Origin of the sequence: Xenorhabdus mauleonii, from assembly GCF_900113945.1 — a bacterium.
Lineage (GTDB): Bacteria > Pseudomonadota > Gammaproteobacteria > Enterobacterales > Enterobacteriaceae > Xenorhabdus > Xenorhabdus mauleonii.
The window spans coordinates 52,920-70,196 of record NZ_FORG01000018.1; the positions used below are offsets into that span (position 1 = coordinate 52,920).

The following is a 17,277-nucleotide window of genomic DNA, read 5'->3' on the forward strand; positions in this document are numbered from 1 at the left end:
TTCTTAATGGCATTTATACCTTTATTTTCAGAATATAATTATTGCAATATTTATAGTAATTCCGACGTTCATTAATTCATTTATTTAATACGAAGGCAATCAATGATAAAGCGCAGTTCTTTTTGGATTATTTCGCCCTGTTTGTCTGTTATTTTGGCCCCATCGGTTTCAGCGACAGAATTAAAAAAAGAAAGTGATAAAGAAGATCGCATTGTTGTTTCCTCCAGCCGTACTCATCGCAGTATTCCCCAAATGGCGCAGACAACTTGGGTGATTGAAAAGAGTGACATTGAACAGCAAATGGATGGGGGGAAAGAATTCAAAGATATTCTGGCGCAATTAATTCCAGGTATGGATGTCAGCAGCCAAGGCCGCACTAATCATGGAATGAATATTCGTGGCCGCTCAATTGCCGTCATGATTGATGGCGTGCGTTTAAATTCTTCCCGTTCTGATAGCCGACAATTAGATTCTATCGACCCATTCAATATTGACCATATTGAAGTCATCTCTGGCGCGACATCGCTTTATGGCGGTGGCAGTACGGGGGGATTAATTAATATTGTCACGAAAAAAGGGCAGCAGGAAACACAAATTGATCTGCAATTGGGTGGCAAAAGTGGCCTGATAAGCCGTCAAGATCATGATGAAAAAGTAGCCGCAGCCATTAGTGGCGGCACTGATCGTATATATGGTCGTCTTTCAACTTCTTACCAACGTTATGGCGGCTGGTTTGATGGCAAAAAGAATGAAGTTTTAATCGATAACACTCAAACAGGCCTGCAATATTCCGATCGGTTTGATGTGATGGGAACCGGCCAGCTAACCATCAATGAACACCAGCAATTGCAGCTAATAACACAATATTACCGGAGTAAGGCTGATGGGAAGCATGGTATCTATCTCGGCCAGGATTTTGCAGCCGTCACCGGCAAAGCGGCAGCCTATAATGCAAGTGGATTAAATTCAGATCGCATTCCCGGCACTGAACGCCATCTGGTAAACCTGCAATATTCCAACACTGATTTTTTGGGGCAGGATTTAGTCGCACAGGCTTTTTATCGCGATGAGTCTTTTGCCTTTTATCCTTTCCCAACGCTGAAACAGGGTAAAGTCAACAGTATCAGTTCATCAGAGCAAAAAACCCGTTTTTACGGTGGGAAATTCACGCTAAATAGCCAGCCTATTGAAAATTTGTCATTAACATACGGCTTTGATGCAGAACATGAAAAATTCAGTGCAAATCAGCAATTCTTTAATTTAGATACCGCTCGGAAATCCGGCGGGATGAAATTAAAAAATGACTATAATGTCGGCCGATATCCTGGATTCACGATTACCAACTTGGCTCCTTTTTTACAAACGAGCTACGATATCAATTCAATTTTTACCATCAATGGCGGGATACGCTATCAATATACGCAGAACAAAATTGATGATTTTATCGCGTATAAACAGCAACAAGCGATTGCGGAAAAAGAAGCTAAATCCGCAGATACCATCCCCGGCGGCACAACCAGCTACAATAACTACCTGTTTAATGCGGGAGTACTCGCCAATCTCGCTAAAAACCAACAAGTATGGTTTAACTTTTCCCAAGGGTTTGAACTGCCTGACTTAGGTAAATACTACGGTTCAGGAATTTATGGCAAACCGGTAAACGGGCACTATCCGTTAATAAACAGCGTGAATGTCAATGACTCCAAATTAAGAGGCATCAAAGTCAATTCATATGAGTTGGGATGGCGTTACAACGGAGATAACCTGCATACACAAATAGCAACTTATTATTCGCTGTCTGATATCACAATCGGTGTCAATAAAACAGACATGACTATCATTGTGAATCCCAACAAGCGGCGTATTTATGGTGTGGAAGGTGCTGTAGATTATTTCTTTGACAACAGTGACTGGAGAGTCGGAACAACATTCAATATCCTCAAATCGGAAACACAAAAAAATGGGACATGGGAGAAACTGCCGATTACGGATGCCAGCCCATCTAAAATGACCGCCTATGTCAATTGGGCACCCGATGATTGGGAATTCCGCCTGCAATCACAACAAACATTTAATGTCTCTGATGGCAGTGGCAAAAAGATAGATGGGTACAATACCGTTGATTTTCTCGGCACCTACTATTTACCTGTTGGAAAAATCAATTTCAGTATCGAAAATTTGTTGGATACAAAGTACACCACGATTTGGGGACAACGTGCCCGCGTCTTTTATAGCCCGGGATATGGCGCTCCTGAATTATATAGCTATAAGGGTAGAGGAAGAGCGCTTGGACTAAGTTATTCCGTCACTTTCTAGCCATGAGCCGTTATGTGTGCCCATCCAATGGGTACACATAACACGTAATGCATTAAATATAGTCACTAAAACCGCCAAAACGCTTTCGAACATAAAATCAATATTGGGTAAATTTCCAGCCTTCCCAATAACATAGCCGCGCACATCATCCATTTTGCTGCTGCATCAAGCTCACCAAAACCTTGGGCTGTGGCACCATATCCAATCCCCATGTTATTGATACAGGCAGCAACCGTGGCAAAAGATGTCACCAAATCGTAACCAAGCAAGTTCAAGGCCCATATAAAGAAGCAGCTAAAAAAAACATAAAGGAAGAAAAAGCCCCAGACCGATCGCAATACACGCTCTTGAACCGCAGATTGGCCAATCTTGATCGTCGAAATGGAATTTGGGTGAACGAGTTGATTAATTTCACTGAAACTTTGTTTTGCCAGGATCATGAAGCGCAATGCTTTGATGCCGCCACAGGTTGATCCCACGCAGCCACCAAAAAAGCTGACCGCCAGCAACATCAAGATAGTATGGGGTGGCCATTGGGCGTAATCCGATGTTGCCAGACCATTGTCCGTCATCATGGAACTGGTCATAAAAAAGCCATGAACAAAGGCATCTTTTATGCCATACATACCAGAACGGTATAATTCCAACCAAATAATACAAACTATCCCTGACAGCACTAATAAGAAGAATTGTAACTCGGCATTTTTCAAGAGCGGCTTCAGGCTTCGGCGTGTCAAGGCAACGAAGTAAAGCGTAAAGTTGACAGCCGACAATACTGAGAAAATCCCCCCCACCATTTCAATGGCAGCACTGTCATAGTAACCAAGGCTTTCATTACGGGTTGAAAATCCCCCCAGCGAGACGGTGGAGATACCATGACAAATGGCATCGAACCATGACATCCCTGCCCCCCAAAAGCTGACCGAGCATAATCCCCCCAACATTAAATAAACAACCCACAAGCTCTTGGCACTGTCGGCAAGGCGCGGAGTCAATCGCTCTTCTTTGAAAGGGCCGGGCATTTCTGATTGATACAGTTTGGCCCCACCAATACCCAGTAATGGCAGTATGGCTACGGCAAGAACAATGACGCCCAATCCGCCGATAAAATTGAGTTGGGCACGATAATAAAGCATCGACTTGGGCAAAGCAGAAACATCATTCAGTATTGTTGCGCCCGTGGTCGTTATCCCGGAGACGCCTTCAAACATTGCATCCACGAGCTTGATGTTCAAACTTTTGTCGAGTACAAATGGCAAGGCGCTGATCAGCGAAAACAGCAACCAAAATAACACGATGATAAGAAACCCATCTTGCGTACTGGGCTGTACTTTCGTTTTACGGGTGAGATACCAACCCGTGCTTCCGGCGACTAATCCAATAATAAATGTCTCAAAAAAAGCAAAAACACTTTTTTCTTTATAAAACAATGCAACAAAAATAGGCAACAGCATCGAAAGGCTGTACAGGAGCACCAAAAAACTACACAGGTGCCCAACAATCATGAGTTGGTTTTTTCTGACCATCTGTTATCTCAAACAGCGATTAAAAGAAATCTGCGAAATATATAACTATGATAATATAAAATATAAATATATTCGTCTAATTAACATTATTATTGCATTAAGTCATTCCCGAACTGGTGAGATTCATCTTAGGGCGTTATACTGACGGGCACTTTTTATTAACGAATGATGAACCCCCATTGCAACATAACACCGTTATCTTACGCCAGTTAGGTATTCAGCCTTACGAGCCGGTTTCTGATGCCATGCATCAATTTACCGAACAGCGTACTGCGGAAACACCTGATGAAATCTGGCTGGTCCAACACGAAAAAGTCTTCACGCAAGGTCAGGCAGGTAAATCCGAGCACGTACTTGTCGCTGGTGATATTCCGGTCATTCAATCGGACAGAGGTGGCCAAGTCACCTATCATGGGCCTGGGCAGCAGGTCATGTATGTTTTGATTGATTTGAAACGGTCAAAAATTGGTGTTCGTCAATTGGTAACGGCAATCGAAAATACTGTGATTGAAACGCTGGCCCATTTTGAGGTGGAAGCGTACGCTCGCCCGGATGCACCCGGTGTTTACGTCGCAGGCAACAAAATATGTTCTCTTGGGCTGCGGATCCGTAAGGGATGTTCTTTCCACGGCCTCGCACTGAATATAGCAATGGATTTAGAACCGTTTTTACGCATTAACCCATGTGGTTATGCTGGCATGAAAATGATCCAACTCAGTGATTTCATTACTGGCGTGACAATAGAAGATGTACAACCCGTTCTGGTGGAGAAATTCTGTCAGATCTTGGGATTTCAACTAATCAATGAAAGATGATATAATTTTTTAACATTTTTCAAAAAAATTTGAATGGATTTATTGCCTCGATATTTCACTCATCACCATCAGGCAGTAAATAAAAATCTGAAGAATATAACTGGAACCAGCACGATTATGAGTAAACCAATTCAGATGGAACGCGGTGTCAAATATCGCGACGCAGACAAGATGGCTTTGATCCCTGTGAAGACAGTTGCCACAGAACGTGAAGCACTCTTGCGTAAACCTGAGTGGATGAAAATCAAACTTCCTGCGGATTCCAGCCGCATTCAAGGCATCAAAGCTGCAATGCGCAAAAATGGGCTGCATTCAGTCTGTGAAGAAGCCTCCTGCCCTAACCTTGCTGAGTGTTTTAATCACGGAACCGCCACCTTTATGATCTTGGGCGCCATTTGTACTCGCCGCTGCCCATTCTGCGACGTAGCGCATGGTCGTCCGAATGCACCGGATGCAAATGAACCGGTTAAACTCGCACAAACCATCCAAGATATGAACTTGCGCTATGTCGTTATCACATCAGTTGACCGCGATGACTTGCGTGATGGTGGCGCACAGCACTTTGCTGACTGTATTTCTGCTATCCGTGAAAAAAATCCTTCAATCAAAATAGAAACGCTGGTGCCGGATTTTCGTGGTCGCATGGATCGTGCGCTGGAAATTCTGACCGCAACACCACCGGATGTGTTTAACCACAATTTGGAAAACGTACCACGTATTTATCGTCAGGTTCGCCCGGGTGCTAACTATGAATGGTCATTGAAATTGCTGGAAAAATTCAAGGAAGCACACCCAGACATCCCGACTAAATCAGGTTTGATGGTGGGGCTGGGAGAAACTAATGAAGAAATCATTGAGGTTATGCGTGATTTGCGCCGTCATGGTGTCACCATGTTGACTCTTGGCCAGTATTTACAGCCAAGTCGCCATCACCTGCCAGTCCAGCGTTATGTCAGCCCTGCTGAATTTGAAGAAATGAAAGAAGCTGCGCTGGAAATGGGCTTTACCCATGCTGCCTGTGGCCCGTTCGTTCGTTCATCTTACCATGCTGACTTGCAAGCCAAGGGCATGGAAGTTAAATAACCCGTTGCCACCATAATGATAAATATCGTTCTGGCCATATTTGTCGGTGGTGGTTTTGGTAGCGTTCTGCGCTGGCTCATCAGTTGCCGCCTGAATAACCCTTCTTCCCCGATAGCCGTTGGTACGCTGACGGCCAATTGCATCGGCGCATTCATCATTGGGTTGGGTTTGGCTTATTTTAATAAAACCACCCACCTTGATCCCGTCTGGAAGTTAATGCTGACAACGGGGTTTTGCGGCGGCCTGACCACATTCTCCACCTTTTCCGTTGAAATCGTTTATCTGCTGCAAACAGGAAAGCTAGGCTGGGCACTGGTTGGCATTCTGGCAAATGTTGGAGGCTCATTGCTTATGACTGCCCTTGCGTTTGCGATCATAAACAAGCTGTAAGTGCCTGTCTGCCTCACCAAAACGAAAAAAACCCGTCATCTATGACGGGTTTTAAAGAAATATGGGATTCGAAATTAGATTGCGACAACGTTCGCAGCAGATGGACCTTTTTCGCCCTCAGTAATTTCAAACTCTACTTTTTGGCCTTCGGCCAGAGTTTTGAATCCGTTAGACTGAATGGCGGAAAAATGTACAAAAACATCTTTGCTACCATCTTCTGGAGTGATAAAACCGAATCCTTTGGATTCATTAAACCACTTAACGTTACCTTTAATTTTTGACATCAAAACTTACCTTTAAATAAAAATAGACACTAACTCAGCGTCGCCTACAGTACAACAAAAAATATAGCCCACTGTCTGCAACATAGATCACGAATTATATAATAAAATGCAAAAAACGCGTTTTTCGCTTTAATTACATAGATGATTTTATACGCCTATACTGATTTCACAAATAAATTAGCGTTTTATTTTAATTTTGTTTACTTTTCACCTTCCTGGGCTTTTCGTGCTCCAGCAACCACTCCTTGATATCCAACCCTCCAGTATAGCCAACTAATTTACCATCATGACCAATTACTCTATGGCAGGGAACAATCAATGAAATAGGATTACGTGAATTTGCCATACCGACCGCACGACAATAATTTACCGACCCCAATGTCAACGCTAATTGTTTATAACTCCACATCTCACCATAAGGGATGGTGCAGAGCTGCTGCCAGACACGCCTTTGAAATTCAGTTCCTTGCATGCTTAAAGGAACTGTAAATGTCAGCCTCTTTCCTTTGAAATATTCCTGCAGCTCTTTTACACACTGTTTGGTAATCGAGTTTTTAGATTCTGACTCTTTTTTTTCAGTAACAAAATAAATGCTGGTTACTCCTTCATCATCCGCAGTGATATGTACATAAGGCTTAGGAAATCCTTCTGGAGTATTCAGGTAATGATGGTACATAAACTACCTCCATTTAATTTATTATTAAAAATTTCTGTACTAGCCTAAATCTCTCCTTCATCAGTTTGCAATGATGAATTCGGTTACACATCTGACAATTTGATAAAGAAACCATACCACCCTCTGACAATTAAAATTATGGCTCTGCCAATAATATATGACACTTTATTTTTAATGTCACTTTTTTAAAAAAAGAAAAAACCCAACATATGGAATAAAAACAATAAAATTACCCAATATGTAGTCTTTGTTTCATAAAAAAACTATCTCGATATAATACACAAATGTTAGTTTTTATTAATACCAACTCTCTATACTACAAAGTTTTTTTACCAGAAGTGTTATGATTTATGGCAATCACAATGACTATTCGGCCATAAATACCGGATTTAAATATCCCAACTAAGGATAAAACCCTTCAGAAGCATAACTAAATTTTCACGGCTGAATATTTATAACCGCACGGAAAAACACATGACAAAAAAATATAGCAAAGAAACAAAAGTAAACATTACCAAAGTGAATAACATCAGCCGGAAAAACAAAAGCCAAAGAGGCAGGGTGTAAATTACACTGTTGTCAATTAATCAATCGCGCGAAAAAGCCTACTATTTTTAACAAACAAAGAGTTTCATTTAAAACTGTGATGAAGCGCACTCGAAAGTTAAGAAAGGAATCGCTTGATGGGCTTGTTTTCATTTCCCATTTGTTAACGTTTAAGATGGAAGAACACCATAAAACAATCTATTTCATTGTTATAAAATATATTTTCATAACAATGAAATAAGCTAAAAATCCCATACAAGAAATTCTGGGCAAGAAGGGGATGCAATATATAGCAGCACTTCGAATAAATTAATCAAAATAAGATTGGGGTAGATTAAAATAATATATCAATAACAGGTCGATTTTCTGTATGTAAATTAAACTCAAAATGAATGAGATTTATCCTTATCCCGCCACATAGTCATTAACTTATGCTTCCTTATTTCTTCTGGCAATAACCGGAAACCTATTGAATATATAGCCATTCTCCGCTTATAACGAAAATAAAATATGCTCGCTTTAAACTGGGTATGGATGAAAGATTCTGTGATGGCATGATTATTCATTAATCGTAAAATGATCAAATATGGATATTCACATGCAAAATCATTAGATACAGCACTAACACGTACGAAACATTTACTGAAGGTTATCCAAGCACCCTCTTCCAAACCGCACATCAGACTAAAACATTAACAAAAACTCACAATCCCAGCCCCATCACGCCCAATTACAGCCAAAACCGTTGTTATAAATAATATTAATTAGATAATTTATACATTTCATATTTTCACATTCATCATATTTTGTTAATGTTGTTTCACCTATTAACAAAAAAACAAAATGTCGTATGCAAATGCCAGACAAATCTGTACCCAACATACTGATATCTGATGCGCCACAATCCGAACAACCTTTAACGCATAAAGTTTCTTCATTTAAAGATGGCATTTGGGATAGCCTTCCTATTGCTATCGGCTACATTCCCATTTCATTTGCATTTGGCTTGAGCTCAGTCAAGTTAGGGTTTACGCCCTTAGAAGCCATTTTCTTTTCATGCATAATTTATGCCGGAGCCAGTCAATTTGTTATCACAGCCCTGCTTAGTGCTGGGATGTCACTGTGGATTACCGCCTTGACCGTGATGGCAATGGATATTCGCCATATTTTGTACGGCCCAGCATTGCGTTATCGCATTAAACAAAAATTATCGAAAAAGAAAACTGTGATCTGGGCTTTTGGTCTGACCGATGAAGTATTTGCCGCAGCAACGGCTAAATTAATAAAAGATAATCGTAGCTGGAGCGAAAACTGGATGGTCGCCATTGCCATATGCTCCTGGCTCTCTTGGGTATTAGGCACTGTATTAGGAACGGTATTAGGTAACGGTTATTTGGATGAGTACCCAGCCGTTGAAGCTACGATGATTTTTATGCTTCCTGCCCTGTTTTTGAGCTTCTTACTGGCTTCATTCAAAAAACAAAACAGCTATTGCGTTGTTGCCTCTATATCGGGAGCCATAGTCGGCATGACATTTTTTTCAATACCTATTGCCATTTTTGCCGGAATTATGAGTGGCTGTTTAGCCGCACTTTTGCAAACTAAAAATGCGCAACCCGAAAACGCACAATTGAATAACAGTACATCATATGATTGATAATAAAATACTTTTCATCGGCCTTGTTGTAGGTATTGCTAATTTTCTATTCCGCTACCTGCCATTACGTATAGGAGGCAATCACTCACCAGCTGGAAAAAGTGGAAAGATAGGCATCATACTCGATAGCATTGGTATTGCTTCCATATGCTCACTACTCATCATTTCAAGCATTCCAGAGGTGATAAAAGAGCATAATAAAATTCTTCCCACCCTAATCGGCTTTCTGACCATCTGTTTATTCTTTTATAAAACACGAAGCATTATCGTTGCAACACTGTCCGGTGCTGCCATTTTTGGATTAATATTCAAGGTATTTATGAATTAGGTATCAATATCAAAAGAAATATGATGATAATAAATAACTACAATTGCTAAATTTAACTTTTAATATAGTATTTGTATGGTTTTTAACAGAAGTTACTTTACCGGTTGAAACTAATAAGGTATCTAAACAATGGAAAGTTCATTCACTCCCACAGAAGAGTTGCTTAATTGCCGTGTAGCACAGCAAAAAAGTTTTCCCTATCAAGAGATATTGCTCACTCGCTTGTCAATGCATGTCCAGAGCAAAATACTGGAAAATCGTAATAACATGCTGAAAGCGCAAGGAATCAATGAAACCTTGTTTATGGCTCTGATGATTCTGGATACCAAAGAAAGTCGCAGCATTCAGCCATCAGAACTCAGTGCTGCATTGGGATCTTCCCGTACAAATGCAACGCGCATTGCTGATGAATTAGAAAAACAAGGCTGGATAGAAAGAAAGGAGAGCCATAACGATCGCCGTTGTCTCCACCTTCATCTAACAGAGAAAGGTTCAAGTTTCTTGAATAGTTTGCTCCCACCTCAGCATGAATGCCTGGTTAAACTTTGGTCTATTCTGGATTTGGAAGAAAAAAATCAGTTAGAGAAATTGATGAGGAAAATCTTGAACCAATTAGACAATGTTGGCGATTGTTTCAATAAGTAATCATCTCTTCTTCGGAAAGTTTTAAGCTAAGAAAAACATGTTATCGCAACATGACCTAAAAAAACTTTTCTGTTGGCCTGTATTATTTGATACTTCGTATGGCTGACTATTATCTTCAGATAAGATTAAAACCCATATTGTCCGCTTTTCCAGTAGTGTTACAACGCACTACTGGAAATACCTTCGCCTGTAGCGAGCACCCAGCAATTTAACCTAAGAACAAATACGGAAATTCTCTATGAGTACTAGTGAGAAAGTAAAACTGCCGTCAACTCAAACCAGCAGCAATAAGAAGAAAAAACGCCGCGCTGTTATTCTATCGCTGACATCCCTCTTCCTTATTCTGGCGATACTTTATGCCATTTATTGGTTTCTCGTTTTGCGCCATCACCAAGAAACCGATAATGCCTATGTGGCCGGCAATCAGGTGCAAATAATGTCGCAAGTGGCAGGAAGCGTCACCACCGTCAATTTTGATAATACTGACTTCGTGAAAAGCGGCCAGACTTTGTTGCAACTCGATCCCCGTGATGCTGAATTAGCCTTGAAAAAAGCCGAAAATGAGCTTGCCAATACAGTCCGGGCGACTCATCAGCACATGATTGATAGTAAGCGATTTCAAGCAACCATTGATCTGAAAAAAATTGCTCTCAAGAAAGCGCAAAGTGATCTCAATCGACGGGAGATATTGGGAAGCAAAAACTTGATTGGTAAAGAAGAGCTACAGCATATGTATGATACTGTGGCGGCAGCTCAAGCTGAACTCGATATCGCTATCGCTCAGTACAAAAGCAACCAAGCTATCATTCTCAATACTCCACTGGAAAAACAACCGGCAGTCGAAAAAGCCGCTTCAGGTGTCCGCGATGCATGGCTCAATTTGCAGAGAACCCAGGTTGTCAGCCCTGTTGATGGTTATGTTGCACGCCGTAGTGTTCAAGTAGGTTCCCGCATAAATTCAGGAACGCCATTGATGGCGATTGTTCCAACCAATAATATGTGGATTGAAGCTAATTTCAAAGAAACCCAGCTTGCCAGTATGCGCATCGGCCAGCCTGTCGAAATCACCAGCGATTTTTACGGCAGCAATGTTATCTATACCGGCAAAGTCGCAGGTATTGATATGGGAACCGGCAGTGCTTTCTCTCTATTACCGGCACAAAATGCCAGCGGCAACTGGATTAAAGTTGTCCAGCGTTTGCCCGTCCGTATTGAACTTGAATCTGAGCAATTAAAGCAGCATCCCCTGCGGATTGGATTATCAACCAAAGTTACGGTTGATACATCAAATACCGAAGGTTCCGCTCTGGCAACGACTGAACGAAAACTTCCTGCTTACCACACCAATGCTTTGTCAGTTGATATGTCTCCTGCCAACCAAATAGTTACTGACATCATTAATAGTAACGTTGGCAATAACATTTAGGGGATGTCATGGCAAAAAGAGAACCTCTGACCGGTGCGAAGCTGGCCATTCTGACCATTGCTCTTTCGATGGCGACTTTCATGCTCGTTCTCGACTCTACCATCGCTAACGTAGCCATACCGACAATTGCAGGTAATCTAGGTGGTTCAATTTCACAAGGAACCTGGGTCATCACCTCCTTTGGAGTCGCCAATGCCATTTCCATCCCAATTACCGGCTGGTTAGCGAAGCGTTTTGGTGAAGTGAAATTGTTTCTCTGGTCTGCCGGAATTTTTACACTCGCTTCTTGGCTATGCGGTATTTCCAACAGCCTCGGTATGCTGATTTTATTCCGTGTCATCCAAGGAGTAGCCGCAGGCCCCGTGCTTCCTTTGTGTCAAAGCCTGCTGCTGAATAACTATCCTCCCGCCAAGAGAAACATGGCGCTGGCACTCTGGTCAGTCATGATCGTTGTTGCGCCCATTTGCGGGCCTATCCTTGGGGGATATATCAGTGACAACTTCCATTGGGGATGGATTTTTTTCATTAATATCCCTCTTGGGATCGCGATTATTTTTGTCATAATGCGGCTATTGGGTAAACGAGAAACAGAAACAGAGATTAAACCGATTGATACCATGGGGTTATTTTTATTGGTTGTCGGTATTGGCTCCCTGCAAATTATGCTTGACCAAGGGAAAGAGCTTGATTGGTTCAACTCAACGGAAATCATTGTCCTGACAATCGTTGCCGTGGTTGCCCTGATTTTCCTTGTGGTATGGGAACTGACGGACGATCATCCGATTATCGATCTCTCGCTTTTTAAAGAACGCAACTTTTGTATCGGTACACTCTGTATCAGTTTAGCCTTTATGCTTTATTTCGGCACGATAGTCCTATTGCCTCAGCTATTGCAGGAAGTGTTCGGCTATACAGCAACCTGGGCTGGTTTTGCCGCTGCCCCCGTAGGATTGTTGCCTTTACTGCTGTCTCCCATCATTGGGCGGTTTGGCCATAGAATAGATATGCGCTCTCTCGTGACATTCAGCTTTCTCACTTATATGGCTTGTTTTTATTGGCGGGCATATACGTTTGAATCAGGCATGGATTTCGCCGCCGCCGCTTGGCCCCAATTTGTTCAAGGGCTAGCTATGGCATGTTTCTTTATGCCACTGACCACAATTACATTATCCGGCCTCTCGCCAAGCCGAATGGCTTCGGCGTCCAGTCTGTCAAATTTTTTCCGTATCTTGTCGGGTTCAATCGGCACGTCCATAACCACCACAATGTGGACACAGCGCGAATCCATACATCACGCCAATTTTGCGGAATATATCAACCCATACAATCCGGAATATCAGCAAATTCATCATCAGTTAGCCCAATTGGGCATGAATGATCAGCAGATTGCAGCTTATCTGGCGAAACAGATCACCAATCAAGGGCTGATTATCTCATCCAATGAAATCTTCTGGTTTTCAGCAGGTATCTTCTTGATTTTGACTATATTGGTTTGGCTGGCAAAACCGCCATTCTCAGCAGGAGGCAAAGAGAGTGAAGGAGCACATTGATTGTATAGATTCAACTGATTGACCAAATTGACCTGATGATAACGGGAGTTACTTCTCCCGTTATCATCCACCAGCAAGCTTTCGCAGGCCTGAGTATCAATATGCAATAGCATTCAGATTAGCTAACATTTGCTGTTTCATGCACGAATGAAGCTATGGGATTAATCAAATTATCTGCAAACTTGAAGCTTTGAGAAGGATCACTTAAATCAAGCATTTGACGGTTGTTCGCTATTTGCAGCCGATTCAGGCAACAACGCTTAATTTCTGGCGTGAATAGCTCATAACGTTCAAATTGATGGCTGAATTCCGGGTGTTGGGATTGATAATCCAAAATGCAATCTGCCACAGCCTGCCAAAATTTATCTTGCCCATATCCCGCCTGTTCATCCAGTATGGCGGCCAAGTAACGAAAAACACCATCAAACACATCAGACAAGATCGTCAATGTTTTCATTTCTTCCGGCATGTTCACTTTCACTCGGCTGGCTTTTTCCGGTATTTCTGCATCTGGGTTAATAACCAGAATCTCTTCCGCTAAATCCTTCATAAAAATATGCTGCGGAATATGATTTTCCAGTACCATGATGATGTTTTCGCCATGCGGCATAAACATCAAATCGTAAGCGTATAGGCAATGCAACAGAGGAGCAAAATAACCATTAAGATAACGTCTGATCCAGTTTTCTACTGGCAATCCCGAAGCAGAGATCAGTGCTGGCAAAAAAGCCTTTCCATGTTGATCATAATGCAACAATGCTGCCATGGTCATTAAGCTCTGGCCTGGTTTGATGAGTTGCAATGGATTTTCTCGCCACAATGCCGCCATCATTTTCTTATAAGGGCTATCCCCTTGAACGGCCTGTTCGTAATAACTGTTTTTAAAACCGATGCTGGCAACTTCCCGCAAAAGCCGGAAGCCATAACCATTCAACGTTTCATCCTTTTGCAGCAAACCGGACAACCAATCATTAATGCCGGGCGTTGTCGCCATATAGTAAGCCGATAACCCGCGCATAAATCCCATATTCAGAATGGAGAGCGCCCCTTTTACATAGTAACGCTGAGGGTGACTGCGATTGAACAGCGTTCGTATCGATTGCTGTGCCTGATAAACATCTGTGCCCTTGCCCAAATACACTAACTTCCGGCAGGCAATATCATGGGCGAATACTGAGGGAAGTTTATTTTTCCATTGCCACGGATGGAAAGGCATCAGCAAATATTCGTCAGGATCTAATCCCAGCAGGATCAATTGATGATTGAAATTGCTAATCTCGGCAGCGCCCAGCTCCTGATCCAGCAGTTGTTGGTAACTAAGCTCTTCAATGCAGGCGAAATGCGCTTTGCTTTTGTGCGCTGCCAGCCATACCAAATGCATGTCAGCAGCAGATTCCGGGCTAAAGTTCTGGAAGTCTTCCACATCAAAACCAATGCGTCCATTGTTGGCAACAAAAATGGGGTGCCCTTCCATCATTTCAGCTTCAATAGTCTGAAAATCAGCATTGACCAATGCTTCGGCGCTGATGCCTTTACGATGATATTTAAACGCACTGCTGTACAGTGTACTGGTTAACTCTTCCAAATAAGTCGGCATCACACTATCACTGATACCCAACTGATTTTTGAATTCAATCACGAAATGGACAAAATCCAATTCATCATCATTTCCATTCTGCTGCTTCTTCAAAGAGTCAGCGTCAATTAACCAGTGATCCATAGCCAATCGCCTGGCCCGAAAAGAGTAACTAATGGAATAGTCATGATTATCTAAACGATAATGGTGATAACCCTCTTTATCGGCTGTTTCTGTCAATCGTTCAGGAAATAGCAAACATTCATGGGCAAATTCCGAAATCGCTTTCCGTATATGTAGTCGATTCACTTTCTGCCAGATTTGAGGACTCAAGTGGCTAATCAAGGCGTGTTCCTGACTTTGATAAGTTGGTGTTGATGAGACGTTCTTTTGCAATGCCATGTGATGTTGTTCCCTTGTACAGAATGCTAACCCTGCGGTTTTATGCGGCAATTGCACCGTTTTTTCATAAACAAAGCCCGCACGTAAATTGAGCTGATGGATTTTTTCATTGCGAATATCTGGCTCAACAACAATTCGCTTAATTGCGGGATTACTGAAAATGAATGCAATGACAGTTTGGAAAATTCCCCACGTAAATTGGCGGATCTTCCTTTCTGGTGGTGCAACCAGAATATGCATTCCCATATCATCCGGACGAGCCGGATAATACTCTCCTAACAGGTCAGCCTGAGCCTGATAACATTCCAACAAGAAAGCGGGCTTGCCTTCAAATATTCCGATAAAGACGGAATTGGGCTGACGCGTAAGCAAGTCTTGATAAAAGTCAGATACCTGCTGCATGGTTTGCCCCTGCATTCCCCAATAATAGGCATAATCCCGATTAACCCAATCAGTGATAATCGCAATGTCCTCAGCCAAAATCAGTGGACGCAAAGAAAAAGAGCCTAACTCTGGAAGTGTTTTTTCGAACGATACAGTGGCAGTCGTTAACATCAGATAGCCTCTCCATTCGCTACACCAAATTGTTGAAACGCAATACTCTTTTCTATCGAATAATGTTCTATTCCTGTAATTTCCTTAATCAACCGGGAGTTTCGGTAGCTTGCCATGCCCAAATCGGGTGTCACAAAGCCGTGGGTATGCAGTTCAACATTTTGTACAAAAATTTCATTTTTATGGTCGATACTGTAGTTACGCTGAACGTCATAACGCCCCTGATTGTCCCAACGGATGAGATCCCGTATATCCTCGATAAAATCAGGCGTTTGGTATTGATAACCCGTTGCAAGGACGACCGCTTCCGTTGTCAGGGAAAATTCAGTTTCCTGCTCTTGATGGAATAAATCCAATGTCAGTTTTTCTGCGGTTCCCAGCCCCCTTTCTGTATGACGCACTTGCCGTAATTCGCTATTGGTATATAACCCAACTTTCAAATCGCCATTTAATCGCTTGGTATACATCAAATCGAAAATATCATTGATAAGTGAGCTATTAATGCCTTTATAAAGTGATTGCTGTGTGCGGCTCAGGGAATCACGCTTGTTTTCCGACAAACCATAAAAGTAATCAACATATTCAGGCGAAGTCATTTCCAATGTGAGTTTGGTATATTCGAGAGGGAAAAACCGAGGGGAACGGGTTACCCAATTGAGTTGATAGTCATAAATATCGATGTCTTGCAGCAGATCGTAAAATATTTCTGCGGCACTCTGCCCGCTGCCCAGAACAGTAATCGTTTTCTTCTGCTGTAAAGCGGCTTTATTTTTTAAATAATTCCCTGATGACACCATCTCTTTGGCAAAAGGCCTGCAACATTTAGGCACATAAGAAGAAGGCCCGGTTCCCAATACCAGCTTCTTGCAGAAAAATTGGTGTTTGTCCCCCGTCACTGTATCTGAGCAGAGCAAGACATAATGTGAAGAAACCGAGTCATAGCTGATTTTTTCCACCCGTGTATTAAAACGTAGATTAGAGAGTTGCTCTGCCGCCCACTGGCAATACTGGTTATATTCTTTGCGCATCAGGAAAAAACTTTCCCGGATATAAAATGAATAAATACGACCTTTTTGCTTAATATAATTAAGAAAACTTAATGGACTGGTCGGGGATGCCAGCGTTACCAAATCCGCCATAAAAGGTGTCTGCATAGTAGAGTTTTCCAGCATCATTCCCGGATGCCAATCAAAAGCGGGTTTTTGATCGAGAAACAGACCGTTAAGATTTTTTATCGGCTGAGACAAACAAGCCAACCCCAGATTAAATGGTCCGATGCCAATTGCAATAAAGTCATACGTTTGGGTTGTCATAATTACTCCTAATAAAACTACTTAATTAGAAAAATAATGCTTATTTATTTGATAAGTTTACTGCTAGAAAAAATATTTATCGGTAATACTAATGATTATTTCAGCACGTAAAGCCCGTAATAAATGTGAGAAATAAATATCAGCAATATATTTTTAATAATGAAAAAACACTATATTTAACATAAAGAC

General features: G+C 41.9%; 14 protein-coding genes. 9 read left to right on the plus strand and 5 right to left on the minus strand.

Features of this window, described 5'->3' with window-relative positions; genetic code table 11:
• Positions 1-102: 102 nt before the first annotated feature.
• A complete protein-coding gene (locus BM100_RS15830; protein WP_153044899.1) occupies positions 103-2,316 on the plus strand; it encodes a TonB-dependent siderophore receptor in 2,214 nt (737 codons plus the stop codon).
• A 65-nt stretch (positions 2,317-2,381) separates the two neighbouring features.
• Here the strand turns inward: BM100_RS15830 and BM100_RS15835 are convergent, their stop codons facing one another.
• Positions 2,382-3,842, minus strand: coding sequence for a TrkH family potassium uptake protein (locus tag BM100_RS15835; protein WP_092512649.1), 1,461 nt, complete (start codon positions 3,840-3,842; stop codon positions 2,382-2,384).
• A 179-nt stretch (positions 3,843-4,021) separates the two neighbouring features.
• Between BM100_RS15835 and lipB the strand changes: the two genes are divergently transcribed.
• The 3 genes from lipB (at position 4,022) to crcB (ending at position 6,130) form a co-directional block, all read left to right on the plus strand.
• Positions 4,022-4,657 (plus strand): lipoyl(octanoyl) transferase LipB, encoded by a 636-nt coding sequence (gene lipB / locus BM100_RS15840; RefSeq protein ID WP_092512651.1) that lies wholly within the window; start codon positions 4,022-4,024, stop codon positions 4,655-4,657.
• Positions 4,658-4,774: 117 nt separating this feature from the next.
• Positions 4,775-5,740, plus strand: coding sequence for a lipoyl synthase (gene lipA, locus BM100_RS15845; protein WP_092512653.1), 966 nt, complete (start codon positions 4,775-4,777; stop codon positions 5,738-5,740).
• Between the two features lie 15 nt (positions 5,741-5,755).
• Positions 5,756-6,130 carry a fluoride efflux transporter CrcB gene (gene crcB / locus BM100_RS15850; RefSeq protein WP_092512655.1) on the plus strand — a complete coding sequence of 125 codons (375 nt, stop codon included), beginning with the start codon at positions 5,756-5,758 and terminating at the stop codon, positions 6,128-6,130.
• Between the two features lie 74 nt (positions 6,131-6,204).
• On the opposite strand, the gene cspE is transcribed toward crcB, so the two are convergent.
• Both cspE and BM100_RS15860 read right to left on the minus strand, forming a co-directional pair.
• A complete protein-coding gene (gene cspE / locus BM100_RS15855; RefSeq protein ID WP_092512657.1) occupies positions 6,205-6,414 on the minus strand; it encodes a transcription antiterminator/RNA stability regulator CspE in 210 nt (69 codons plus the stop codon).
• A gap of 190 nt (positions 6,415-6,604) precedes the next feature.
• A complete protein-coding gene (locus BM100_RS15860) occupies positions 6,605-7,090 on the minus strand; it encodes a methylated-DNA--[protein]-cysteine S-methyltransferase (protein ID WP_092512659.1) in 486 nt (161 codons plus the stop codon).
• A gap of 1,402 nt (positions 7,091-8,492) precedes the next feature.
• On the opposite strand from BM100_RS15860, the gene BM100_RS15865 reads away from it, so the two are divergent.
• The 5 genes from BM100_RS15865 (at position 8,493) to emrB (ending at position 13,242) form a co-directional block, all read left to right on the plus strand.
• The gene (locus BM100_RS15865; RefSeq protein WP_244590693.1) at positions 8,493-9,293 is read left to right on the plus strand and encodes an AzlC family ABC transporter permease; all 801 of its coding nucleotides are present in this window, start codon (positions 8,493-8,495) and stop codon (positions 9,291-9,293) included.
• Entirely contained in the window at positions 9,289-9,621 is a 333-nt protein-coding gene (gene ygaH, locus BM100_RS15870; RefSeq protein WP_175494971.1) for an L-valine transporter subunit YgaH, read from the plus strand. The genes BM100_RS15865 and ygaH overlap by 5 nt, the downstream gene beginning before the upstream one ends.
• Before the next feature lie 129 nt (positions 9,622-9,750).
• Positions 9,751-10,266 (plus strand): transcriptional repressor MprA, encoded by a 516-nt coding sequence (gene mprA / locus BM100_RS15875; RefSeq protein WP_092512665.1) that lies wholly within the window; start codon positions 9,751-9,753, stop codon positions 10,264-10,266.
• 238 nt (positions 10,267-10,504) lie between these two features.
• On the plus strand, positions 10,505-11,692 hold the full coding sequence (gene emrA / locus BM100_RS15880; RefSeq protein WP_092512667.1) for a multidrug efflux MFS transporter periplasmic adaptor subunit EmrA: 1,188 nt from the start codon (positions 10,505-10,507) through the stop codon (positions 11,690-11,692).
• A gap of 8 nt (positions 11,693-11,700) precedes the next feature.
• Entirely contained in the window at positions 11,701-13,242 is a 1,542-nt protein-coding gene (gene emrB, locus BM100_RS15885) for a multidrug efflux MFS transporter permease subunit EmrB (protein ID WP_092512669.1), read from the plus strand.
• A gap of 118 nt (positions 13,243-13,360) precedes the next feature.
• Here the strand turns inward: emrB and BM100_RS15890 are convergent, their stop codons facing one another.
• A complete protein-coding gene (locus tag BM100_RS15890) occupies positions 13,361-15,775 on the minus strand; it encodes a GNAT family N-acetyltransferase (RefSeq protein ID WP_092512671.1) in 2,415 nt (804 codons plus the stop codon).
• The gene (locus BM100_RS15895) at positions 15,775-17,088 is read right to left on the minus strand and encodes a lysine N(6)-hydroxylase/L-ornithine N(5)-oxygenase family protein (RefSeq protein WP_092512673.1); all 1,314 of its coding nucleotides are present in this window, start codon (positions 17,086-17,088) and stop codon (positions 15,775-15,777) included. The genes BM100_RS15890 and BM100_RS15895 overlap by 1 nt, the downstream gene beginning before the upstream one ends.
• Between the last annotated feature and the right edge of the window lie 189 nt (positions 17,089-17,277).